The sequence below is a fragment of the Bradyrhizobium sp. WSM471 genome (assembly GCF_000244915.1).
Taxonomy (GTDB): Bacteria; Pseudomonadota; Alphaproteobacteria; order Rhizobiales; family Xanthobacteraceae; genus Bradyrhizobium.
Genome location: NZ_CM001442.1, coordinates 6,696,956 through 6,719,266, shown reverse-complemented (window position 1 = coordinate 6,719,266; position 22,311 = coordinate 6,696,956). Strand labels below are relative to the sequence as shown.

20 protein-coding genes are annotated in these 22,311 nt (G+C 62.7%); 17 read left to right on the top strand and 3 right to left on the bottom strand.

Going from position 1 to position 22,311, the window contains the following annotated elements:
* Window positions 1-189: 189 nt before the first annotated feature.
* From BRA471DRAFT_RS30655 to sbmA, 6 genes are all read left to right on the top strand, one after another.
* The gene (locus BRA471DRAFT_RS30655; RefSeq protein ID WP_007591026.1) at window positions 190-579 is read left to right on the top strand and encodes a transposase; all 390 of its coding nucleotides are present in this window, start codon (window positions 190-192) and stop codon (window positions 577-579) included.
* Window positions 576-923 carry an IS66 family insertion sequence element accessory protein TnpB gene (gene tnpB / locus BRA471DRAFT_RS30650; RefSeq protein ID WP_007591027.1) on the top strand — a complete coding sequence of 116 codons (348 nt, stop codon included), beginning with the start codon at window positions 576-578 and terminating at the stop codon, window positions 921-923. The genes BRA471DRAFT_RS30655 and tnpB overlap by 4 nt, the downstream gene beginning before the upstream one ends.
* 72 nt (window positions 924-995) lie before the next feature.
* The gene (locus BRA471DRAFT_RS30645) at window positions 996-2,609 is read left to right on the top strand and encodes an IS66 family transposase (protein ID WP_007605828.1); all 1,614 of its coding nucleotides are present in this window, start codon (window positions 996-998) and stop codon (window positions 2,607-2,609) included.
* On the top strand, window positions 2,609-2,902 hold the full coding sequence (locus tag BRA471DRAFT_RS30640) for a hypothetical protein (RefSeq protein ID WP_007614415.1): 294 nt from the start codon (window positions 2,609-2,611) through the stop codon (window positions 2,900-2,902). The genes BRA471DRAFT_RS30645 and BRA471DRAFT_RS30640 overlap by 1 nt, the downstream gene beginning before the upstream one ends.
* 982 nt (window positions 2,903-3,884) lie before the next feature.
* Window positions 3,885-4,628, top strand: coding sequence for an outer membrane protein (locus tag BRA471DRAFT_RS30635; RefSeq protein WP_035974413.1), 744 nt, complete (start codon window positions 3,885-3,887; stop codon window positions 4,626-4,628).
* A gap of 164 nt (window positions 4,629-4,792) precedes the next feature.
* Complete coding sequence (gene sbmA / locus BRA471DRAFT_RS30630) at window positions 4,793-6,004, top strand: peptide antibiotic transporter SbmA (protein ID WP_007614413.1); 1,212 nt, start codon at window positions 4,793-4,795, stop codon at window positions 6,002-6,004.
* Between the two features lie 2,555 nt (window positions 6,005-8,559).
* Here the strand turns inward: sbmA and BRA471DRAFT_RS30620 are convergent.
* Entirely contained in the window at window positions 8,560-9,294 is a 735-nt protein-coding gene (locus tag BRA471DRAFT_RS30620) for an outer membrane protein (protein WP_007614406.1), read from the bottom strand.
* A 1,215-nt stretch (window positions 9,295-10,509) separates the two neighbouring features.
* Between BRA471DRAFT_RS30620 and BRA471DRAFT_RS30610 the strand changes: the two genes are divergently transcribed.
* Window positions 10,510-10,914: a YbgC/FadM family acyl-CoA thioesterase gene (locus tag BRA471DRAFT_RS30610; RefSeq protein WP_231170991.1), complete on the top strand. Its 405-nt coding sequence runs from the start codon at window positions 10,510-10,512 to the stop codon at window positions 10,912-10,914.
* A gap of 77 nt (window positions 10,915-10,991) precedes the next feature.
* A complete protein-coding gene (locus BRA471DRAFT_RS30605; protein WP_007614403.1) occupies window positions 10,992-11,459 on the top strand; it encodes a nuclear transport factor 2 family protein in 468 nt (155 codons plus the stop codon).
* A 120-nt stretch (window positions 11,460-11,579) separates the two neighbouring features.
* On the opposite strand, the gene BRA471DRAFT_RS30600 is transcribed toward BRA471DRAFT_RS30605, so the two are convergent.
* Window positions 11,580-12,299, bottom strand: coding sequence for a type 1 glutamine amidotransferase (locus tag BRA471DRAFT_RS30600; protein WP_007614401.1), 720 nt, complete (start codon window positions 12,297-12,299; stop codon window positions 11,580-11,582).
* Window positions 12,300-12,316: 17 nt separating this feature from the next.
* Window positions 12,317-13,249: a LysR family transcriptional regulator gene (locus BRA471DRAFT_RS30595; RefSeq protein WP_007614399.1), complete on the bottom strand. Its 933-nt coding sequence runs from the start codon at window positions 13,247-13,249 to the stop codon at window positions 12,317-12,319.
* A gap of 151 nt (window positions 13,250-13,400) precedes the next feature.
* On the opposite strand from BRA471DRAFT_RS30595, the gene BRA471DRAFT_RS30590 reads away from it, so the two are divergent.
* The 9 genes from BRA471DRAFT_RS30590 to BRA471DRAFT_RS30550 are packed head-to-tail and all read left to right on the top strand — an operon-like array spanning window position 13,401 to window position 22,168.
* Entirely contained in the window at window positions 13,401-14,357 is a 957-nt protein-coding gene (locus tag BRA471DRAFT_RS30590) for an N-carbamoyl-D-amino-acid hydrolase (RefSeq protein ID WP_007614391.1), read from the top strand.
* A gap of 35 nt (window positions 14,358-14,392) precedes the next feature.
* A complete protein-coding gene (locus BRA471DRAFT_RS30585; RefSeq protein WP_007614379.1) occupies window positions 14,393-15,217 on the top strand; it encodes an ABC transporter substrate-binding protein in 825 nt (274 codons plus the stop codon).
* Entirely contained in the window at window positions 15,214-16,071 is an 858-nt protein-coding gene (locus tag BRA471DRAFT_RS30580) for an amino acid ABC transporter permease (RefSeq protein ID WP_007614377.1), read from the top strand. The genes BRA471DRAFT_RS30585 and BRA471DRAFT_RS30580 overlap by 4 nt, the downstream gene beginning before the upstream one ends.
* On the top strand, window positions 16,068-16,832 hold the full coding sequence (locus BRA471DRAFT_RS30575) for an amino acid ABC transporter ATP-binding protein (RefSeq protein WP_007614372.1): 765 nt from the start codon (window positions 16,068-16,070) through the stop codon (window positions 16,830-16,832). The genes BRA471DRAFT_RS30580 and BRA471DRAFT_RS30575 overlap by 4 nt, the downstream gene beginning before the upstream one ends.
* 14 nt (window positions 16,833-16,846) lie before the next feature.
* Window positions 16,847-17,662 (top strand): ABC transporter substrate-binding protein, encoded by an 816-nt coding sequence (locus BRA471DRAFT_RS30570; RefSeq protein WP_007614370.1) that lies wholly within the window; start codon window positions 16,847-16,849, stop codon window positions 17,660-17,662.
* On the top strand, window positions 17,649-18,533 hold the full coding sequence (locus BRA471DRAFT_RS30565; protein WP_007614368.1) for a polysaccharide deacetylase: 885 nt from the start codon (window positions 17,649-17,651) through the stop codon (window positions 18,531-18,533). Before BRA471DRAFT_RS30570 ends, BRA471DRAFT_RS30565 begins: the two co-directional genes overlap by 14 nt.
* A gap of 8 nt (window positions 18,534-18,541) precedes the next feature.
* Window positions 18,542-19,192: an aspartate/glutamate racemase family protein gene (locus BRA471DRAFT_RS30560; protein WP_007614367.1), complete on the top strand. Its 651-nt coding sequence runs from the start codon at window positions 18,542-18,544 to the stop codon at window positions 19,190-19,192.
* A gap of 22 nt (window positions 19,193-19,214) precedes the next feature.
* Window positions 19,215-20,798: an ABC transporter substrate-binding protein gene (locus BRA471DRAFT_RS30555; protein WP_007614365.1), complete on the top strand. Its 1,584-nt coding sequence runs from the start codon at window positions 19,215-19,217 to the stop codon at window positions 20,796-20,798.
* Window positions 20,795-22,168, top strand: a complete 1,374-nt coding sequence (locus tag BRA471DRAFT_RS30550) for an amidohydrolase family protein (protein ID WP_007614363.1) — start codon at window positions 20,795-20,797, stop codon at window positions 22,166-22,168. The genes BRA471DRAFT_RS30555 and BRA471DRAFT_RS30550 overlap by 4 nt, the downstream gene beginning before the upstream one ends.
* The last annotated feature ends 143 nt before the right edge of the window (window positions 22,169-22,311 follow it).

Genomic DNA, 22,311 nt, shown 5'->3' with positions numbered 1-22,311 from the left:
TTTCGACGAGATGGTCAAGACGGTCCAGGAGCCGGCCCAATCGAAGGCGGCCGGCGGCCTCGTCCTTGGGTCTGAAAACATCAAAGGCACGTTTGTCGGATTCATTGTATTCCTCCGGGGTGGGCCGCCTTGTTGAGTTGCAGGTATCCGACGAGGATCTAGCTTTAAGGCTAGCCTTAAGGTCGGTAGATGCGGGTAGAGGTCCTGGGCGGGGTTGAGCGTCGTCGTCGCTGGTCTCGCGACGATAAGATGCGGATCATCGAAGAGACGCTGGCGCCCGGCGCGGTTGTGACGGAGATCGCGCGGCGGCACGGCATTTCGACGAGTTTGGTGTTCACGTGGCGGCGGCGGGCGCGCCTGGCGAGTGTCGTTTCGGCGGGACCGAAGCTTGTCCCTGTTCAGCTCACCCCGGGTGCGACCGAAAGCGTTCCATCGATTGAAGCCCCAGCGGTGATTTCGCCCCGGAGGCGCCGGGGCCTGATCGAGATCGAACTCGGTGGCGGCAAGCGTGTCAGCGTTGACGAGAACGTCGATGCTGACGCGTTGGGGCGGGTCCTTGATGTTCTGAGCCGGCGATGATCCCGATACCGGGTGGCGTCAGAGTCTGGATCGCAACCGGCCACACCGACATGCGTCGCGGCATGCAGGGTCTGGCTTTGCAGGTTCAGGAGAGCCTGAAGCGGGATCCCCACGCCGGAGATCTCTATATCTTCCGAGGCCGGCGTGGCGATTTGGCAAAGATCCTCTGGCATGACGGGATCGGGCTGTCGCTCTATGCGAAACGCTTGGATCGCGGAAAGTTCATCTGGCCTTCGGCGTCAGGTGACGCGGTGTCGATCTCGGCGGCGCAGATGGCGTACATGCTCGAAGGGATCGATTGGCGCAATCCACAACTGACGTGGCGGCCGACAAGGGCGGGATGAGCGAAGAAAAATGTGGAAACCCGCGTATTTTGGGGTGCCGCAAATCACTAAAACTATGATTCACTTCGTCTCATGGATGCTGATCGCGCCGCTCTTGCCGAAGAAAACGCCGCGCTGAAAGCGGAGCTGGCGGTAGCGCGGGCAAAGGCGTCGGAGGACGCCGCGCTGATTGTGCAGCAGACCTTGCGGATAGCGAAGCTCGAGCGCCAGGTTTACGGCCAGAAATCGGAGCGCTCGGCGCGGTTGATCGACCAGCTGGCGCTTACCTTCGAAGAATTGGAAGCTAACGCGACGGAAGACGAATTGGCGGCGGAGCAGGCAGTCGCCAAAACGACTACGGTTGACGGATTTACGCGCAAGCGCGCTGAGCGCAACACGTTCCCAGACCACCTTCCGCGCGAGCGGGTGGTGATCGATCCGCCGACGGCGTGCGAATGCTGCGGCGGCAATCGCTTGCGCAAGCTCGGCGAAGATGTGACCCGAACGCTGGAATCGGTGCCGCGTCAGTGGAAGGTAATCGAGACGGTGCGCGAGAAGTTCTCTTGCCGCGACTGCGAGAAGATCAGCCAGGCACCGGCGCCATTCCATGTGATCCCGCGAGGGTGGGCGGGGCCGAGCCTGCTGGCCATGCTGCTCTATGAGAAGTTCGGCCAGCATCAGCCTCTGAACCGGCAAACCGAGCGTTACGCGTTGGAAGGCGTGCCGATCAGTCTGTCGACCGCAGCCGACGCCGTCGGAGCGTGCTGCACGGTATTGGAGCCGCTGTTGCGTCTGTTGGAAGCCCACGTCATGGCATCCGAACGCCTCCACGGCGACGACACCACCGTGCCCGTGCTGGCCTTGGGCAAGTGCGATGTCGCTCGATGCTGGGTCTATGTAAAGGACGACCGCCCCTTCGGCGGCTCAGATCCGCCGGCGGCAATGTTCTATTACTCGCGCGATCGAAGGGGCGAGCATCCGCAGGCGCATCTGGCCAACTATAGCGGTATCCTGCAGGCCGACGCCTTCGGCGGATACACCAAACTCTACGAGCCCCCGCGAAGTCCTGGGCCTATCAGGGAGGCGGCCTGTTGGGTGCATGCCCGGCGCCTGTTCTTCGCCATGGCGGATCTTGAGGAAAACGCGCGACGTAAGGCTGCTGGCAAGAAGGAGATCGCCCTCTCGCCGATTGCGATCGAGATCGTGCGTCGCATCGACGCCCTCTTCGCAATCGAGCGCACGATCAATGGCCAAGGCGCCGACCACCGAGAGGCTGTCCGCCAGGCGCAGAGCGCTCCGTTGGTTGCCGATCTGGAAGCCTATATGCGTGAGCAGTGCGCCAAGCTCTCCCGCGGTCACGATCTGGCCAAGGCCATGAACTACATGTTCAAGCGCTGGGGCTCCTTCACACGCTTCCTCGACGATGGCCGCGTCTGTCTCTCGAACAACGCCGCCGAAAGAGCGCTGCGCGGCATCGCATTGGGCAGAAAGTCTTGGTTATTCTGCGGGTCCGACCGCGGAGGGCGTCGTGCCGCCGCCATGTATAGCCTCATCGTCTCTGCGAAGATGAACGACGTCGATCCTCAGGTCTGGCTTGCCGATGTACTCGCTCGCATCGCCATCCACCCCGCCCACAGGCTCGATGAGCTGCTGCCCTGGAACTGGAAGATTGCGCAACAGCAAGGCCTCGCGGCGCAGGCGGCTTGATGGGGCCCGTCAACAAAGTCAGCCACGTGTTTACCCTCGGCCATGTCGCCGAGATGCTTGGAGAAGACGAGGAATGGCTGTTCGAGGTCGCCGAAGAAATGGACCCCGAGGACGGCCAGCTATGGGTCGTGGGCGTCGGTGAAGATGGGGTGATGGCGTTCACCGATGAGGGGATCGAGAACCTCAAAGAGCTGATCGCAATCCACAAAGAGGACCCTAGCATCATCGATAAACGCCGCCAAGTGCTCGCTGCGACGATGAAGCCGAAAACCGAGGAGTCCGACGAGCTCTAACGGTTAACTGGAAAGATCAGCGCGCTGCGGCCTACCGCGTAGGGTTACGATTCATTAGAAGGTACAATCTTTATGTTGTTTTCTGGAATGCGGATCAGCACGATCGAGCGATCGTCATTCACCGTCGCTCAAAGAGGATGGATATCGTCGCGGAAATGCCGCTTACGTTCGAGACCGCGCACCGGCTAGCGCTCTTTATGCCGCGTGCCGTGCCGACAACAACATTGCGCCGGATGCGCCGCCAATCGAATGAAGGGCCGCGCGGCCATTTTCGAAGTTGGTCCGGGCCTCCAATAGGCAAAACTGTTTCGTGGGGCGCCCACTTTATGTCAGCGAGTGCCATGATATCAGAATGGCAACCGGTGGCCTGTGGGCTGCCATACCTTACTTCACCGCTTGAACGCGCGAGGATAGTGCCGTGGCTAATGACGTAGAGCTTCTGATCTCGTATTTCGCGCTTTCGGGGCACGTTTACCCGCTGGGGGCCTGCTGAGGTCACTCCATTCCAATTCAAAGGCAGGGTCGAAGGGGCAGCGCGCGCGGGGTTCAACGGGTTCGGTCTTCACTACGAAGACACGATGGTCGCGCAAAGCAAGATTGGTTTTGCGGAAATGAGACGCATTCTTCAAGACAATGGCATTAAATATCTGAAGATTGAATTTCTGCTCGATTGGTACAGGACTGACGAGAAGCGAATGGAATCCGACAAATTCCGTCAGCAAACTGCTCGATGTCTCCGCCGAACTTGGAATGCGGGATATCAAGGTGGGCCCGGGATTCCAAGAAACGCATGCCGATGTGGCGCTCCGCCCATGGTGGCCTCCGTAAGGGGACACTTGGGAATGATCTGCAACGCAGAACCTAACGCAGCGTCCGGTTCACGCATTTCTTTCGGCACGAATGTTGTGACGCAGCTACAGCAATTCGCGCGCACGTTGTTAAGACGCATGAGGCTCGGGGCACTCAAGACATGAGAGTAGAAATGAAGAACTTCTTGCTTACGACTGTGAGCATTGTGGCGCTTGGCGCAATTGCGTCCGCATCCGGTGCAGACCTGGCTGCGCAGCCCGTCCAACCTCTCTACTCCAAAGCTCCGCCGCCTGTCGCGGCTGCAATTTACGACTGGAGCGGCCTCTACGTCGGTGTGAACGGCGGCTTGGGCTCAAGCTCGAATTGCTGGGACTACAATGGTCGCACCCCTGAGGGCTGTCATGATGCGACCGGCATTACCGTCGGCGGGCAGATCGGCTATCGATGGCAGATCGGCCAGATCGTGCTGGGCGTTGAAGGTCAGGGGAACTGGGCTGATCTGAGCGGATCCAACGTCAGCATTGCGTTCGGCGATGTCGACCAGAGCAAGATTGGTGCGTTCGGTACGATGACTGGGCAGATCGGTTATGCGCTCGACACCGTACTGTTTTACGCCAAGGGCGGCGTCGCAGTGGCGAGCAACACGTATCGAGTCAACTCCGCAGTCACGGGCGCGCAGTTCGCGGGCGCTGATAGCAGCCCTTGGGGTGCTACTGTGGGCGCCGGGATCGAAGTCGGTTTCGCGCCGAACTGGTCGGTAAGCGTCGAGTACGACCACTTGTTCATGCGGGATGCCGACGTGAACTTTGTCGTGGCTGCTGGTTCGCTGGGCGGCGACCGCATCCGCCAGGATTTCGATCTTGTGACTGCGCGGCTCAACTATAAGTTCGGCGGCCCGATTCTGCTCAAATATTGATCTGAAGTCGGACTGGTGAATCGAAGGCCCCGGCTAGACCGGGGCCTTTCAGGCATCGCGCGTGCGACGCGACTGGCGGGTGACCGGAAGTCAGGAACAGTTAGCGAAACCGCGGCGAGTTCATCTTCTGAGCTGAAGTTCTAAATCGATAAAGGACAGCGAGCATGTTCGTTTCATTCTTCCCTCGACCAAAGTTGTTCTTTGCGTCGTCAATTCTTTGGACGGCGTTGGCGATGGCGTTTTGGTATGTATTTGCCGGCAATCTCTTTCCAGCCCCGGAGAAGCCGGTCGGGCTTGCGACGTTCTGGTCGGCCTCGGCGCTGTGGTTTGATCTCTATTTTGCGCTGGCCGTTACGGTGTTCGCGGCGGCATGGATGTTATTTGCCCCCCATCCCTGGGCGACGTGGTCCATTCTTGGTTCGGCGCTGATCCTGTTCACCTCTTACTTTCAGGTCCAGGTCTCGGTCGCGATCAACAGCTGGTATGGACCGTTCTATGACATGATCCAGGCTGCGCTTTCGAAGTCGGCGCCGGTCACGGTCGAGCAGTTCTACAGCGAGTTGTCGACCTTTGCCGGCATAGCGCTCGTGGCCGTCGTGGTCGGCGTGATGACGCGATTCTTCGTCAGCCACTACATCTTCCGCTGGCGCACGGCGATGAACGATTTTTATGTCGCCAACTGGCCACGGCTGCGCACGATCGAAGGCGCCTCCCAGCGGATCCAGGAAGACACGATGCGCTTCGCCAGCACGATGGAAGGTCTAGGCGTCAATCTCATCAGCGCGGTGCTGACACTGTTGGCGTTCCTGCCGGTTCTGGTGAGGCTGTCCAGCAACGTCACGGAGCTGCCTCTGTTCGGCTCGATTGCCTATCCGCTGGTGTTCGCCGCGGTGATCTGGTCGATCCTGGGCACCGGCGTTCTCGCGCTTATCGGCATCCGCCTGCCCGGAATTGAATTTTTCAACCAGCGGGTCGAAGCGGCCTATCGCAAGGAGCTCGTGCTCGGCGAGGATGATACGGCGCGTGCCAATGCGCCGACATTGAGCGTGCTGTTTAGCGACATTCGCAGGAATTACTTCCGGCTCTATCTGAACTTCATGTACTTCAATATCGGCCGGATCGTCTATCTGCAGGCTGACGTCATCTTTCCTTATCTGCTGCTTGCGCCCACAATCATCGCGGGCAGGATCACCCTCGGCGCGATGAACCAGATCCTCAACGCGTTCACGCAAGTACGAACCTCGTTTCAGTATCTCGTCAACTCCTGGAGCACGATCGTCGAACTGATCTCGATCTATCAGCGGCTGCGGAGCTTTGAGGCAAAGATCCACGGTGGGCCACTGCCGTCGATCGAGATAAGGAAGCCAGCCACATGATTCCTATAGCTGTAGGGAGTTGACGGACACCTGACCTTCCGTTCCGCGTCAATCGGTCGCAACGCTGCTGAATTGCTTAAGTTGTGAGAAGGGGCACTCGAGAGAATGGCGCTCGGCGTGGAGAAACTTAGCAACTGCATATCGGAACCCCCGTGACGTGTTGTTGTGGATGACGGCTAGCGCGCTGTTGCAGCGCGCGGACTGAGGCAAAGGGGCGGCGGATGGCTGTAGGGGGCCATTACAGCCGCGGCGGGTAAGCTACAAAGCAGCCGCGTCGCGTTCGACCTGCAGTCGAGCCAGCGGGTTCATGACACCGAAGACTTGCTCCGAGAAAACAGCCATGAATCTGATTTGCTCCTGGAAATGGGTTCTCAGAGTCCACACCGCCTAGCTCTACAAATAAGTACCAGCGTGTCGTAAGTTCGACAGTGTGAGTCAGACACGCCTCAACGGTGTTGTCCCGCGAGCAATCATAATTGTGTCACACATGGCACCGGACACTGACTGACTAGCCAGAACGACCATGCGGGATGTTTCAAACTTGATCCGCCTCCATGGAATACGGTGCTAAACAGGGGTAGGCATTACGTGGGGCGGCGAGCCCTTGTGACCGCCGGATGTGTTGGTGTCCATTCTGGTTCTGGCGGAACGGTAATCGAGCCCAGTGGCACCCAAGCTCGTTCTAGCGTCACTGGATCGCGCAGCTGGGCGAAAGTTTCGGTGCGAATATCGAGCCACTCGAACCAGCGATCCTGGACGGCGACAAGCTGGGCTGGCCGGAGCACGCCGAAATTATCTCGAAGAGAAATTCTTATCACCGTAAGCTCAACTGTGAACCGTGCCAGAAGAGTTCAAGATGATGTTGCGTCGTGTTTCAACTACCAGAACCGGGATTTGACAACTCTGAGCCTGCGGACCAATCCGTTTCCGCCGAGCCGGAGCTCTGGCCGTGAACATGACCGCCAGATTGAGCAGCGTGGATTTCACAAGCGTGGCTCGCCGACTATAGCAACCGCGCCGCACATCCGGCTCAAAAGGCGCGACGAGCTCCTAAGCTGGAATTGGCGCGATCGAAACAAGCAATCCACTAAGGCTGCCCAATTCACGGCTCGGCGATCCTCACCAAATGCTTTACGAACTTTTGTTGATAGCGTCAGCAAGCGTCGACTTGAAAGCCAAAGGACCTATCCGCAGGATGCTTTCTTAAGCCGTCATGCATCCAGAATGAGCGGAGCACGAACTGTCACATTACCGAAACCTAGCTCTTGTACTTGTAGGCTCGGCCGTCTCCCTTACTCCTCCCGCTCCCTGGAGCGAAGAAGGTTTATTCCGCACGGCTTTCCGGGGGCCACCGGCCAGGCGGGCCGGAGCCGAGGTCGGCCAGATCTCCGTTGTTTTTGGATTAGCGCCATGACACCGAAAACCAAACTATGCGCTTTGTTGCGAGGTGTTCTGGACGATGCGATCGGGATGGTGCCCGAAGCAAACCGGACGTCTTCGTTGAAGGCGTGCCTCGCCGAAAAGGTATTAGCTCTGGCCGCAAAAGGCCACTTGGATCCAACTGTCTTGACGCGTCTCGCGCTACGGAGTCTGCAGGAATCCTGTTGTGGTTGCTACGGGTGCGAACTGCAGAACCCCCTTCGAGGTGTGAAGGACCGAGAATGAACTCCAAACCTATTCCCCGCGCTCCGGCGTGGCTGACCGACTGGGTTTCGGCGGGTTGCAAGGCGACGCGAGACTAGAGTTCTGCCCGGCCATGGAGCTTGCGCCCGGCAGCGATGCCATCTGAGCGCGAGGGTTATGGCGTCCTGGCCGGAGAAACTCGGGTCAGTCCTGCTGTGGATGCCGCCTTGCTTCATCATGGAGTCGCCCGTGTCCGCGGCTTTCACTGACGTCATTGCGCCCCGCCCGCGGCACCGATGATTTCTCCTCGGTCCGCATCGGCGCTTGGCGCGCGATGTCGGCGATGTCGGAGGGCAGGTGCTCGCCTGCTCGGTTGCCGCTCGTAGCCGAAGCAGGCGAGGCCGAGTGATCCGAAAGATCGGACGGGCCGGTGAGATGCTGGAAAGCCGAGCTGCCTATCGTCCGGGTTCGCGACAGACGCGGATGAGCCGATCTATTATGTCCTCAACGCTTGCAGGCGGATCTTGCCGTGGCCGCCTCAGCGGAGGCAGCTGTGTTCGACGATCTCGTCTGCCTCGATTGCGACGGCGATGCGCCGCTTACCCTGGCAAGGCGGCAGCCGCAAGCTAAGCAGTATCATTCCCGCGGGATCGACGCAGGTTCCGAGCTCGGCGCCCTTGCGACTACCCTGTCCACGATTACGGCCGACTTTCGGTGTCGAATGTGCTCCAGCGCTGAGCCGGCGGTTCCCCGCCAAGTGCTGCCGAGCTTGCCGTCCGGAGAAGGAGGGATCGCAGGCCAGCGAAAGGCGAAGGGCCGGGATCGCGCGCTTGAATCTCACGTCGGAATTGCCTGAATGGCCGGGCTCTGAGCGGGCCATGCTTTCCTTCAAATGGCCCCGGCTAGGCCGGGGCCATCGACACAAGTACGGATCAATATTTCAGGAGAATCGGACCGCCAAACTTATAGTTGACCCGTACCGTGATAAGGTCGAGACCCTCGCGGATGCGATCGGCCCCACCGATGTTCCCGCTGAATTTCGCCGTGCGGGGCTGGAAGAACAGGTGGTCGTACTCGAAGCCCACCGTCCAGTTCGGTGCGAGGCCGTGCTCGAATCCGACCCCCAACACACCGCCCCAAAGAACGTCACTTTTCCTACTGGCTCCTGCCACGGTCGAGCTGATCTGATGGATGTTGCTCGTGACTGCGGCGCCGCCTTTGCCGTAAAGTACGTTGTTCCCGAAGGCATAACCAATCTGCCCCGTCATGAGACCGAACGCGTCAATCTTAGTCTGGTTGGTAGTATCGGAAAACGCGATGCTGTGATTGGACCCGGTCAAATCAGCCCAGTTGCCCTGGCCCTCAACACCCAGCACGATCTGGCCCATCTGCCATCGATAGCCGATCTGGAGGCCCACGCTACCGCCTGTCGGATGATGACAGCCCTCGGGCGTGCTGCCAAGGTACTCCCAACAACTCTCGCCTGAGCTCAGACCACCGTTCACGCCGAAATAGTAAGCACTCCAATCGTAGATTGCAGCCGCGACAGGTCCTGGAGCGGTGGTGTAGAGAGGCCTGATGGGTTGCGCAGGCAGATCAGCACTGAATGCGGGGGCCACCGCAGCAAGCGCCACCGTACTGACTGTCATAAGCAACAAGTTCTTCATTTCTATTCCCATGTCTTGAGTGCCCCCGAGCCGGCTGCGTCTTAACAACGTGCACGCAAATTGCTGTAACTGCATCGCAACATTGGCGCTGGAAGAAATGCGTGAATCAAACGCCGCGTCAGGTTGCGGCGTTGCAGATATCTCCAACTCCTTGACATGCCCCTTCGCTTGCGAGCGTAGATCAGCGCGGTGTCCTGCCTCTTGCGCACCCGACAGCTTGACGGCATCGCTCCACGTCGCGACGTAGTAGCGTGGCAGGTCGACGGGGCGCCCGGTAAGTGCGTGTTCCAGCCGTTCGCGATCACGAAGTCCAAGCCATCGTGATCGCCCATTCCAGAGCATCGTGATCACCGTTTCCAGCCGATCGTGATCGCTATTTCAGCGATTGCGATCGGGGGTAACCAGGAGGCGCGCACCGCTGACAGTCTGCAACCCAGCTACCTTGGTCTTTTGCCTAACTCCGACTGCTTCAGCTATGCGAACGCGACAAGCAATGGGCCGGCCCCCTCAAGCCCATCCTGTCCCCAGGTCCATGTCGCCGGCGAGAAGCTGTTCGTCGACTATTCCGGCCAGGCCATGGAGCTGGGTTGACGGAGTACGATACACGCCAGTCCTGCTCCGGCTCCGCGGACGAAACCGTCAATGCAGGAGCGATCGGTTGGGCTTTCGGTCAGGGGCGGCGCCGACGGAGCAACGAACCCGGAAACTCTCACGCAAATAACCGCACACGTTCTTAATGTGGGTCAGTGGTGTGAGGTCCGCGATAGGATCTCCCGAAATCAGGCTCATAAGTGCCGCGGTTTCGCCCATGGCACAAGTACGGGTCTAATTAGGTTGTGGGCGCGTCCGCTCCGCGGACGGGGCTCTATGAGCCAGCTTGCCGAGCCATGCTGTCTCGGCCCTTCGGATCACGATGCCTCGCGCAAGCCATAAAGTGCTCCTCGCCGGGGGCACTCGGAAAACGGGCTCGCCTGTGGCGAGCGTTATCACGGCCCCGTTCCCGCGTACCGCTCAAACACCGGTGTTGTCGCTGCACTCGTCCCGCATGCCCCTTCGGGCCGCTATGCTCGCGGCCGGGCTGACATTTCTCTCGAGGCGAGCTAGGTGAACACTGAAGCTGATCCCGAAGGCGCTGCGGCTCGCCATGAAAGGGACGTAGAAAAATCTGCGCTTGTTCACGCTATCGCCCTCCAGCGCCCCAACGAAATCAAGAAGTTGGTATTCTGTTGCGATATCGTCAAACCAGAGTTTTCCGGCATCGTCTATCACGCCAACTATTTGCGCTTCATGGAGCGCGGACGGACCAACCATCTGCGACTGATGGGTGCCGAACAGCAGGCGCTGTTCGAGCAGGCCGAGACGGAAGACGCAAGCTTTGCCTTCGTGGTGCGTTCGATGCATCTCGATTTCCTCAAGCCTGCCCGGATGGATGACGTGCTCGATGTCGTGACCTGGCCGGTCGCCGTGAAGGGTGCGTCCATCGTGCTGGCGCAGGAGGTGCGGCGCGGGGAAAACGTGCTGGTGAAAGCCGAGGTGCGTGTCGCCTTCATCAGCGGCGGCCGCGCCCAGCCGATCCCGAAGTCGATCCGCGCCTTGATGAAGGCTGATCTGATTTCGTGATCGGGCGATAGCGGACGGCCTCTCGACTCCCCCGCGCGCGGCGATAGATTGCACTCCCGCCAACCGATGAGGCCATCATGTCGCGCCCGCCGCTTCCGCCCTTTACCCGTGAGACCGCAGCGCAGAAGGCCCGCATGGCCGAGGATGCCTGGAATTCGCGCGACCCGGTGCGCGTGTCGCTCGCCTATACCGAGGACAGCCGCTGGCGCAATCGCTCCGAGGTTTTTCAGGGGCGTGAAGCCATCGTCGCATTCCTCACCCGCAAATGGGGGAAGGAGCACGACTACCGCCTGATCAAGGACCTCTGGGCGTTCGACGAAAACCGGATCGCCGTGCGCTTCCAGTACGAATGGCACGACGCGAGCGGCCACTGGTACCGCTCCTACGGCAACGAGCAGTGGGAGTTCGACGAGCACGGCCTGATGCGGCGGCGCGAAGCCTCGATCAACGACATCGCGATCGCGGAGAAGGACCGACGGTTTCAATGGCCGGCGCCGGGGCCGAGGCCTGCGGACGTGGCGGGGTTGGGGACGGATCCTTTCTGAGCCGAGACACAACTGTCACCCCTCATGGTGAGGAGCCGCGAAGCGGCGTCTCGAACCATGCAGGCCCCCGTTGCCGCATCCGGGCCTCTATCCTTCGAGACGCGCGCGAGAGCGCGCTCCTCAGGATGAGGGGATGGATTTGCGCGCCAGAAACCGCGTAATCGCGCCTCCGAGTTTGGCGTGGTCCATCGGCTGCGCCAGTGACTTCCTCGCGGTTGCAACGACATCGTCCGGCGCTTTGCCGTCGCGCAGCTCGCAGCACACTTGCGCAAACTCCACGTCGAACTCCGGATGCGGCTGCACGGTGAGCGTTGCGCCGTTGGCGTAGAGCAGGCCGGCATGCGGGGTGAAGTCGGAGGAGAGAATCGTCAGCGCATCGTTTGGCGGCTCAATCACCTGGTCCTGATGCGAGCAGGCGATGGCGACCGCTTCGCCGTCGACGACGCCGTTGTCCGGCAGCACCTGATAGACGTGCCGGCCGATGCCCCAGCCCTTCTCCGATTTGCGCACGGTGCCGCCGAGCGCCTGCGCGATCAACTGATGACCGAAGCAGATGCCGACCATGGGCGTCTTGTTCGCATAGGCGGTGCGGACGAAATCCTCCAGCGGTGCGATCCAGTCGAGCCCGTCATAGACGCCGGCCGCCGCGCCGGTGATCAGCACCGCCCCCAAACTGCGCGGGTCGGGAAGCGCTTCGCCATTCGGGATGCTGACGATGTCGATCGTGGCCGTCGGATCCTCGGCGCGGACCATGCGTTCGAACATGTCCGGGAACGAACCGTGGCGCTCGCGATATTTTTGTGGGACCTGCCCGGTCTCGATGATGGTGATGCGTGCCATGTGCCCTCTGGTCAAGGTCAAGCCTCGTCGCTTCCTGCTCCATGTTGCTGGTGTGGCGCTGTGCGCTCCAGCAGCGCACTCTCTTTACGGACCTCGTTGAGAAACGCCTTGGCCAGGCGCGACAGCGGCTCGGCTTCCGACCATAGCATATAGGCCACCGCGTGCGTTGTCGGCGCGAACGGCCGTACGACGAGGCCGGTCCCGCCGTTCTGCCGCGGCGAGAAGGGATCGACCACCGCGGCGCCGACGCCGGCGGCGGCGAGCACGCAGGCCGTGTTGCAGTAGCGCACCTCGACGGTCGGCTGGAACGGCGCGCCGGCGCGTGCGAAACTGTCGCGCACGGCCTCACCAAGCCGCGTGCCGCGCTCGAGCCCGATGAAGGGCAGGCCAGACAGGTCCGCGGCCGAGATCACCGGCCGGTCGGCGAGCGGATGCTGCGGCGGCAGCACGCAGACCATCTCGCCGGTGTGCACCACCTCATGGGCGATGCCTGGATGATGTGTCAGCCCGAGCGCAAAGCCGAGCTCGGCGACGCGGTTGAGCACGCCTTCGATGATGCCCTCGTAGCGTCGCACGTCGAAGAACACCCGCGTCTCCGGGCGTCGGCGCAGGAAGCCTGACAGCGCCGAGGGGATGATGCTGTAGGCGAGCGGCGGCGTCGCGACCAGCGCGAGATGCCCGGAGCGGTTCTCGCGCAGATCGCGCACGCGGTTCTCGAGCTTTGCGTGCAGCGCGAAGATCGCCTCGCTCTCCTTGTAGAGCGCCATCGCTTCCGTGGTCGGAAACAGCCGGTTGTTGACGCGTTCGAATAGCGCAAAACCCGCCTGCGCCTCCATCGTCTTCAGCGCGTTGCTGACGGCGGGCTGCGACAGCGCCAGTTCGTCGGCAGCCGCAACGGTGGTGCGGTGGCGGATGACGGCGCGGAGAATCTCGAGCTGGCGCAGGTTCATATCACTGCCGATTATACTCTGGGCCAAAACATCATAGCAGAACGAATTGATTTTGCAGCCCCGCTTCCGCGTAATGGCAGCGGATTTGCACGTCGCATCAAGGGGTTCATTCGCCCATTGAGGCGGCACTGCGCACAGATTGGAGGCAGTCTTGGTTCGTGTCCTTCGCGCCGCCGCCGCACAGATGGGGCCGACGCAAAAAGCCGATACGCGCGAGCATACGCTGTCGCGGATGCTTGCGCTGCTGGAGGAGGCGGCCGGCCGCGGCGCCAGCCTCGTGGTGTTTCCCGAGCTTGCCTTCACCACATTCTTTCCGCGTTGGCTGCTCGAAGGCGAGTCGCTCGACCATTATTTCGAACGCGGGATGCCGAACCCGAACGTCGCCGCCTTGTTCGACCGTGCGCGTGCGCTGCGCGTCGGCTTCTATGTCGGATATGCCGAGCTGACGCCGGATGGACGCCGCTACAATTGCGCCATCCTGGTCGATCGCGACGGCGAGCTGCTCGGCCGCTATCGCAAGGTGCATCTGCCGGGCTCGGTCGAGCCGCGACAAGGTGCGCGCTACCAGCAGCTCGAGAAACGCTATTTCGACTATGGCGACCTCGGCTTTCCCGCCTTCCGCGCCGGCTCGGCCTGGGCCCACGCCATCATGGGCATGATGATCTGCAACGATCGCCGCTGGCCGGAATCCTGGCGCGTGCTTGGCCTGCAGGGCGTCGAGCTTGTCTGCATCGGCTACAATTCCGCGGCCTATGATCCCAATGGCGGCAGCACGGAGGATGCCTCCTTGCGCACCTTCCACTCCACGCTGGTGACGCAGGCCAACGCCTACATGAACGCGACCTGGGCGATCTCGGTGGCGAAGGCAGGCGAGGAGGACGGCTCCGGGCTGATCGGCGGCTCCTGCATCGTTGATCCCAATGGCCGCATCGTCGCGCAGGCCGCAACGCTGACTGACGAGGTGATCGTCGCCGACATCGATCTCGACCTCTGCCGCCAGGGCAAGGACAAGATGTTCAACTTCGCCGCCCACCGGCGGCCGGAGCAATACAGGGTGATCACCGAACGTGCCGGCGTGATCGAACCCGCGGTTCTCGACGCAGACTGACAGGACGTTCCAACAACGTTGGCAAAGGAGCTGACATGACACGCCTCTCGCATTTCCTCGGGTTCGCAGCGTTGGCTGCCGTGATGTCCGCGCAGGCGGCGGAGCTCCCGGCGGAGATCAAGCAGGCGGGCGCGTTGAAGCTCACGGTCAACTCCACTTACGCGCCGATGGAATATCGCGATCCCGCGACGAATGAGCTCGTCGGGCTCGATGTCGATCTGGCGAACGAGCTCGCCAAGCGTCTCGGCGTGAAGATCGTCTGGAGCGAGACGCCGTTCGCCGAATTGATCCCGTCGCTCCAGACCAGGCGCGCCGATTTCATCATTTCCGGCATCTCCGATCGCGCCTCGCGGCGCGAGACCGCGGATTTCGTCGATTATCTCGGGACCGGCCCGCAGTTCTTCGTGATGGCGGAGAACGAAGCCAAGGTCGCCACCGATCTCTGCGGCAAGAAGGTCGGCACTACCCGCAGCACCAGCTTCCCGGTCGAGATCGAGAAGTGGAGCAAGCAAAATTGCGAGCCGGCCGGCAAGCCGGCGATCCAGTACGTGCCGGGCGAGAACTCGATCGACGTTCGCAACCAGCTCAAGCAGGGCCGCATCGACGCCGCCGTACAGGGCAGCGAAACCCTGCCTTACGCGCAGACGCAGGAAGCGGGCAAATACCGCGTGATCGGCGAGCCTTTTGCCAAAGGATATCAGGGCATCATGTTCCGCAAGGACGATGCGGCGCTTCGTGAGGTGGTGACCGAGAAGCTCACCGCCATGATCGCCGACGGCTCCTACAAGGCTGTCCTCGACAAATGGGGTCTCGGCGCCAACGCAGTCGAGAAGCCCATGCTGAACGCGGCGCCGCAATGAAGACGGTACCGGCACTCGCGGAGGGTTTTCCCGATCTGTCGGGGATGCGGATCGCGCGCGAGCCGCACTGGTTTCGCTGGCTCAGCGCAGCGCTGATCGTTTTTGTGCTCGCCTTGATCGTGCGCGCTTTTGCGGGCGGCCAGATCGAATGGGCCTATGTCAGCCGCTTCCTGACCGCGAAGGTCATTCTGGAAGGCATCGTCAACACCATGGTGATGGCGGTGCTCGCGATGGCGCTCGGCATCTTCCTCGGCGTGGTCGTCGCGGTCATGCGGCTGTCGCCCAACCCGGTGCTGAAGACCGTCGCCGCTGGCTATACCTGGCTGTTTCGCGGCACGCCGCTGATCCTGCAGCTGCTGCTGTGGTTCAATCTTGCGCTGGTGTTTCCGACCATCGGCATTCCCGGCCTTTGGAGCGCGCGCGCCGTCGACGTCATGACGCCGTTCCTTGCCGCGCTGCTCGGGCTCGGCATCAACCAGGGCGCCTATACGTCGGAAGTGATGCGCGCGGGCATGCTGTCGGTCGATATCGGGCAATATGAGGCGGCGCAGGCGATCGGCATGGGACGCTTGCGTGCGTTGCGCCGGATCGTTCTGCCGCAGGCGATGCGGGTGGTGATCCCGCCGCTCGGCAACGAGTTCATCGGCATGGTGAAGGCGACCTCGCTCGCCAGCGTCATCCAGTATCCGGAACTGCTGCACAACGCCGAAAACATCTACTACGCCAATTCGCGCGTGATCGAGCTCCTGATCGTCGCCGGGCTCTGGTACCTGCTCGTCGTCTCGGTGCTGACGCCGCTCCAGATGCTGCTCGAACGCCGTTTTGCGCGCGGCACATTGCGGCTGTCACGATGACAAAACCCCTCGTCGCGATCCGCTCCGTCAGCAAGAGTTTTGGCGAATTTCAGGCTCTCAAAAACGTCACGCTCGATGTCCGGCCCGGCGAGGTGATGTGTCTGATCGGCGCCTCCGGCTCCGGCAAGACCACGCTGCTCCGCTGCATTAACCAGCTCGCCGCGATCGACAGTGGCGGCATCTGGCTCGACGGCGAGCTCCTGGGCGTGCGCGAGAAGGGCGGGCGGCTCCATCGCCTCGCCGAGCGCGAAATCGGGCGGCAGCGGCTGAAGACCGGCATGGTGTTCCAGCGTTTCAACCTGTTTCCGCACAAGACCGCGCTCGAAAACATCACCGAGGGTCCGCTCCAGGTTCAGGGCCGAAAATCCGACGAGGTGCGTGCGGAGGCGATCGAGCTGCTGCGGCGCGTCGGATTGTCGGCCAAAGCCGACTCGTATCCCGCCCAGCTCTCCGGCGGCCAGCAGCAGCGCGTCGCGATTGCCCGCGCGCTTGCCATGAAGCCGATGCTGATGTTGTTCGACGAGCCGACCAGCGCGCTCGATCCCGAGCTCGTCGGCGAGGTCTTGGCGGTCATGAAGGAGCTGGCGCGGAGCGGCATGACCATGATGGTCGTGACGCACGAGCTCGGCTTCGCGCGCGAGGTCGCCGACCGCGTCGTCTACATGGACCAGGGCGCGATCATCGAGCAGGGGCGCGCATCCGACGTCTTGGGCGCGCCGCGCGAGGAGCGCACCAGGGCATTTCTTTCGGCAGTGATCTGAATGGGGGCGTATCGATGAAGAGACTTCTGGTTACGGCAGCACTCGTGGGCGCCATGAGCGCTCCGGTCATGGCAGTCGAGCTGCCGGCGGAGATCGCCAAGCGCGGCAGCATCAAGGTCGCGCTGGTGCCGAACTATCCGCCGATGGAGTTCCGCGATCCCGCCACCAACGCGTTGTCCGGTTTCGACGTCGATCTCGGCGAGGCCATCGGCCGCAAGCTCGGCGTCAAGATCGAATGGCAGGAGACCAGCTTTGCCGAGTTCATGCCGTCGATCTCGACCGGGCGGGTGGACGCCATCCTGTCCGGCTTCACGGACTATGCCAGCCGGCACGAGATCGCGTCCTTCGTCGATTATTTGCGCAGCGGTCCGCAGTTCTTCGTGCAGCAGTCGCGCAAGGCGGAGTTCAAGGACGCGGCCGCGCTCTGCGGCAAGAAGGTCGGCGCCAGCCGCCGCACCATGTTCCCGGCCCAGATCGCGGCCTGGAGCGAGAAGAATTGCGGTACCAATCCGATCCAGTTCGTCGGCACCGACGGATCGGCCGACGCCCGCACCCAGCTGAGGCAGGGCCGCATCGATGCCGCCGCCCAGGGCAACGAGACGCTGCCCTACATCATGGACCTCGAGCCCGGCACCTATGCGACTGTGGGCGAGCCCATTGCGCAGCAATTCACCGGCATCGCTCTGCCGGTCAAGGAAAAGGCGCTGCAGCAAGCCATGCTGGAGGCGGTCGATGCGCTGATCGCGGACGGCACCTATCGTACGCTGCTGGCCAAGTGGAAACTGACTGACAACGCACTCGAAAAGGCGACCATCAATGCTGGACAGTAAGGCACTCCAGAGCATTCCGCTCACCCCAGCCAACACCGCGGATCCTGCGCCGGAATACCCCTGGCCGAAGCCGTACAATTCGGCGATGTTCCTGTCGTTCGACGTGGACGCGGAGAGCGCCTGGACCAGCAAGGACGCGATGCATGCGCAGCGGCTCATCACCATGAGCTATGGCGGCTATGAGGCGCGCGTCGGCACGCCGAAGCTCCTGGAGCTGCTCGACCAGCTGGATCTCAAGGCGACCTTCTTCGTCACGGGATGGTCGGTCGACGCGCATCCGGCGATGGCCGAGGCCATTCTCAAGGCCGGTCACGAGATCGGCCACCACGGTTATCACCATCTCCTTCCCGATCCCGGCGATCCCTGGATCGAGGAGGAGCTTGAGCGCGGCTTCGAGGCGCTCAAGCGCCGGCTTGGCGTCAAGCCGACCGGCTACCGCGCGCCCTACGGCGAGTTCACCGAGGAGCTGCGGGTGGGGTTGGTGCGCCACGGCATCGTCTACACCTCCTCGTTTCGCGACGACGTGCGGCCTTACCGCCATCGTCTCGCCGACGGCAAGCCGGGCACGATCGAGCTGCCGGTGACCGCAAGCTATGACGACTGGATGCACGGTCTGTCCGCGCGCTTCAGTCCGCGCTCAATTTTCCCCAAGGAGCATGTGCTTTCGATCTGGAAGGACGAGCTTGACGAAGTCCGCGACTGGGGCGCGATGGTGACGACCGTGCTGCATCCGCAATGCAGCGGCCGACCGATGCGGCTGCGCCTGCTGCGTGAGTTCCTGACTTACGCGAAGTCGTGCCCGGATGTCTGGATCACGACCGGCGAGAAGATCGCGGCCAACTTCCTGCGCCACGAGGCCGGAAAAAGCTGAGCCACGCCATGACCCGCATCCTCGTCATCAACCCCAACTCCTCCGCATCGGTGACGGCGGCAATCGATGACGCCGTCGCGCCGCTGCGCATCGTCGGCGGACCCCAAATCGAGGTCGTCGGTCTTGCCGAGGGGCCGCCCGGCATCAGCTCGCAACGCGACGCCGACAGCGTCGTCATGCCGCTGGTCAATCGCGTCATGCGCGACGAGGCGGATGCCTTCGTGCTCGCCTGCTTCAGTGATCCCGGCCTGCATGCGGTGCGCGAGGCAGCCGGCGGGCGCCCGGTGATGGGCATCGCCGAGTGCGGCATCTTTCGTGCGCTGATGCTGGGCGAGCGCTTCGGAATCATCGCGCTGTCGCCCTCGAGCATCCGCCGCCAGCAGCGCATGGTGCGGCTGATGGGCGTCGATAGCCGTTATGCCGGAAGCTGGTCGGTCGGCGCGAGCGCGGCGGAGACGGCGGGCGCGGACATCCGCGGACGGTTGATCGAAGCCGGCCGCGCGCTGGTCTCGCAATGCCGTGCCGATGTCGTGGTGTTGGGCTGCGCCGGCATGGCCTCGCATCGCGCGGCGATTGCGGAGGCCATCGGTGTGCCCGTGGTCGAGCCTGCGCAGCAGGCGGTGGCCGCTGCGATCGGTGCCATTTTGTTGAACACGTAAGATCCTTCAGGAGCCTCTTGCAATGCCCGTCTCTCGCCGTTCGCTCCTCAAGGCCGCAGCCGCTGTACCGGCGCTGTCATTCCCGGGCATCCTGCGCGCCGAATCCCAGACCACGCTGCGCTTCATTCCCGTGATCGACCTCGCCTTCGTCGATCCCATCTATTCCACGGCACAGGTGTCGCGAAACCACGGCTTCATGGTCTACGACACGCTCTATGGCATGAGCTCCTCCCTGCAAGTCTCGCCGCAGATGCTGTCGGGCCACGCCATCTCCGGTGACCAACTCCAGTGGGATCTGACGTTGCGCGACGGCCTGTTCTGGCACGACGGCGAGCGCGTCCTTGCGCGGGACTGCGTTGCCAGCATCCGCCGCTGGGCCGCGCGCGACGGCTTTGGCGGCGAACTGATGGAGGCGACGGACGAGCTGTCGGCCACCGACGACCGCACCATCCGCTTCCGCCTAAAGCGTCCGTTCCCGCTGCTACCGCAGGCGCTCGGCAAGGCCGCGATCAACGCGTGCTTCATGATGCCGGAGCGGCTGGCGAGCCAGGATCCGTTCAAGCCGCTGACCGAAGTGATCGGCAGCGGCCCGTTCCGCTATCTCGCCGACGAGCGTGTGCAGGGCGCGCGCAATGCCTATGCCAAATTCGAACGCTATCAGCCGCGCGGCGACGGCAAGCCGGATTGGACCGCGGGTCCGAAGATCGTGCATTACGATCGGGTGGTCTGGACCACCACGCCCGATGCCGGCACCGGCGTCGCCGCGCTGCAGACCGGCGAGCAGGACTGGCAGGAGACCACGCCGCACGACCTGCTGCCGATCATCAAGGCGGCCGGCGACATCGAGACGCGCGTGCTCGATCCCCGAGGTTATGCCTGCATGCTGCGCCTCAATCATCTTCAGCCGCCGTTCGACAACCCTGCCGTTCGCCGCGCGCTGCTGGGGGCGATCGATCAATCCGCCTTCATGACCGCGGTGGCCGGTACCGATCCGAACTTTCAGGTCTCTCCCATCGGCTATTTCGCGCCGAATACGCCGATGGCGAGCGAGGTCGGCCTCGATGTGTTCCGCGGCCCGCGTGACTACGCCAAGGTGAAGGCCGATCTCAAGGCCGCGGGCTACAATGGTGAGAAGATCGTGGTGCTCGTCCCCACCAACTCGCTGGCGCAGAAGCCGCTTGGCGAGATCGCCGTCGACAGTCTGCGGAAGGCCGGCATGAACGTCGAATATGCCGGGCTCGATTTCGCCGTGGTGTTGCAGCGCCAGCTCAAGAAGGATCCGCTTCCGCAGGGCGGCTGGAGCGCGGCGGTCGGCAACTGGCAGGGCATCGACTGGCTCAATCCGGCCGGCAACACCAACATCCGTGGCGAGGGCAAGGTCGCCGGCTGGTATGCGAGCGAGAAGATGGCCGGCCTGCGCAGCCAATGGCTCGCGGCCTCCGAGCTCGCCGAGCAGCAGCGCATCTGCCGCGAGATCCAGGCGGTGGCGTTTCAGGAAATCCCCTATATTCCGATCGGCCTGTACAAGCAGCCGACCGCCTATCGCAAAGCCATCACCGGCATTCTCGACGGCACCGCCGTCTTCTGGAACGTACGCCCCGCATGAGCACGATCGCAATCTTCGGCAGCTATGTGCTGTCACGCAAGGACGGCGCGCAGGACGTGTTGCGCGACCACTGGGTCCTGATCGAAGGCAAGACGATCGCCGCGGTCACGCGCGACAAGCCGCGCGCGGACGAGGTGCATGACCGTCCCGGCCGTTTCGTTCTCCCGGGCCTGCTGAATCTGCATAATCACTGCTTCTCTGAGGCGGTGGCGCGCAGCCACACCGAGGACGGCAATGGTCGCAAGAACAACCAGAGCATCGTCTACACGGTGCTTTTGCCGCTGACCAAGCGCGGCGCAGATATCTTGTCGGCGGAAGAGCGCATGGCAGTCGCGCGGCTCGGCATCCTTCAACTCCTGAAGGGCGGCGCCACCACGGTGATGGAGCCGTTCCGCAACTCGATCCCGGAGATGTTCGGCGCGGCCGAGGAGATGGGCATCCGTTTCTACGGCGCGCCCTATCTGTTTTCGACGTCGGACGCCAAGGCCGGACCCGATGGGGTCGTGCACTATTCCGGCGATGACGGGACCGCCGACATGGCGACGTGGGATGCGCTCTATCAGCGCTGGAATAATCGCGGCGATGGCCGCATCGGCCTTGCGATGAGCCCGCATGCGACCGATACCTGCGGCCCCGATCTGCTGAAGGCCTGCGCCGCGCGGGCGCGCGAGCTTGGCGTTCCCATCACGACGCATATGGCGCAGAGCCGCGCCGAGGTCGAGACCATCGGCAAGCGCTATGGCGGCCGCACGCCGGCGCAATATCTCGACTGGCTAGGCCTGCTGGCGCCCGATCTGATGGCGGCGCACTGCATGTTCAGCACCGACGACGATCTCAAGCTGATGGCCGCGCGCGGCATGACGGTTCTCAACTGCCCGCGCGTGTTTGCGCGCGCCGGCGTCACTGCCGCATTCAGCCGGTTTGCGGAGCACGGCGTTCGCACCGTGGTCGGCACCGACGGCTACAACATGGACCTGCTCGGCGAGCTCAATGCGGCATCGCTGATCTCCAAGATCACCTCGGCGCGCGCCGATGTCGCGAGCTCGCCCGAGTTGATCGAGGCGAACACGGCAATCGCCGCCGATGTCATCAAGCGGCCCGACCTCGGCCGGATCGAGCCCGGTGCGACCGCCGACCTCACGATCGTCGATCTCACCCATCCGCATCTTCAGCCGCTGTTCGATCCGCGCCGCGCGCTGATCGCGCTCGCCAATCGCGCCAATATCGATCAGGTCATGGTCGACGGCCGCATGCTGATCGATGCCGGCCGCTATCTTGGCGCCGACGAGGCGGCGATCACGGCGGCGGGCACCGCTGCGATCGGCAAGATCTGGGACCTGTCCGAGGCGCAGGCGGCGTTCAACGGTTGAGGGGTCTCCTGGAGCCACGAAGGTGGTGCGCTCCCTCTCCCGCTTGCGGGAGAGGGCTCTCTCCACACGGGGACACTCCCGATGAGGAGAGAGCCCCCACCCGGCGCTTCGCGCCGACCTCCCCCGCAAGCGGGAGAGGTTGC

What these genes read in the sequence shown, in the direction of transcription:
- BRA471DRAFT_RS30560 (WP_007614367.1), top strand. Translation starts at nt 18,542, where the DNA reads ATGACCCGCATCCTCGTCATCAACCCCAACTCCTCCGCATCGGTGACG.
- BRA471DRAFT_RS30620 (WP_007614406.1), bottom strand. Translation starts at nt 9,294, where the DNA reads ATGAAGAACTTGTTGCTTATGACAGTCAGTACGGTGGCGCTTGCTGCG.
- BRA471DRAFT_RS30565 (WP_007614368.1), top strand. Translation starts at nt 17,649, where the DNA reads ATGCTGGACAGTAAGGCACTCCAGAGCATTCCGCTCACCCCAGCCAAC.
- BRA471DRAFT_RS30555 (WP_007614365.1), top strand. Translation starts at nt 19,215, where the DNA reads ATGCCCGTCTCTCGCCGTTCGCTCCTCAAGGCCGCAGCCGCTGTACCG.
- BRA471DRAFT_RS30605 (WP_007614403.1), top strand. Translation starts at nt 10,992, where the DNA reads ATGTCGCGCCCGCCGCTTCCGCCCTTTACCCGTGAGACCGCAGCGCAG.
- BRA471DRAFT_RS30570 (WP_007614370.1), top strand. Translation starts at nt 16,847, where the DNA reads ATGAAGAGACTTCTGGTTACGGCAGCACTCGTGGGCGCCATGAGCGCT.
- BRA471DRAFT_RS30635 (WP_035974413.1), top strand. Translation starts at nt 3,885, where the DNA reads ATGAAGAACTTCTTGCTTACGACTGTGAGCATTGTGGCGCTTGGCGCA.
- BRA471DRAFT_RS30640 (WP_007614415.1), top strand. Translation starts at nt 2,609, where the DNA reads ATGGGGCCCGTCAACAAAGTCAGCCACGTGTTTACCCTCGGCCATGTC.
- tnpB (WP_007591027.1), top strand. Translation starts at nt 576, where the DNA reads ATGATCCCGATACCGGGTGGCGTCAGAGTCTGGATCGCAACCGGCCAC.
- BRA471DRAFT_RS30575 (WP_007614372.1), top strand. Translation starts at nt 16,068, where the DNA reads ATGACAAAACCCCTCGTCGCGATCCGCTCCGTCAGCAAGAGTTTTGGC.
- BRA471DRAFT_RS30585 (WP_007614379.1), top strand. Translation starts at nt 14,393, where the DNA reads ATGACACGCCTCTCGCATTTCCTCGGGTTCGCAGCGTTGGCTGCCGTG.
- BRA471DRAFT_RS30600 (WP_007614401.1), bottom strand. Translation starts at nt 12,299, where the DNA reads ATGGCACGCATCACCATCATCGAGACCGGGCAGGTCCCACAAAAATAT.
- BRA471DRAFT_RS30595 (WP_007614399.1), bottom strand. Translation starts at nt 13,249, where the DNA reads ATGAACCTGCGCCAGCTCGAGATTCTCCGCGCCGTCATCCGCCACCGC.
- sbmA (WP_007614413.1), top strand. Translation starts at nt 4,793, where the DNA reads ATGTTCGTTTCATTCTTCCCTCGACCAAAGTTGTTCTTTGCGTCGTCA.
- BRA471DRAFT_RS30580 (WP_007614377.1), top strand. Translation starts at nt 15,214, where the DNA reads ATGAAGACGGTACCGGCACTCGCGGAGGGTTTTCCCGATCTGTCGGGG.
- BRA471DRAFT_RS30550 (WP_007614363.1), top strand. Translation starts at nt 20,795, where the DNA reads ATGAGCACGATCGCAATCTTCGGCAGCTATGTGCTGTCACGCAAGGAC.
- BRA471DRAFT_RS30655 (WP_007591026.1), top strand. Translation starts at nt 190, where the DNA reads ATGCGGGTAGAGGTCCTGGGCGGGGTTGAGCGTCGTCGTCGCTGGTCT.
- BRA471DRAFT_RS30645 (WP_007605828.1), top strand. Translation starts at nt 996, where the DNA reads ATGGATGCTGATCGCGCCGCTCTTGCCGAAGAAAACGCCGCGCTGAAA.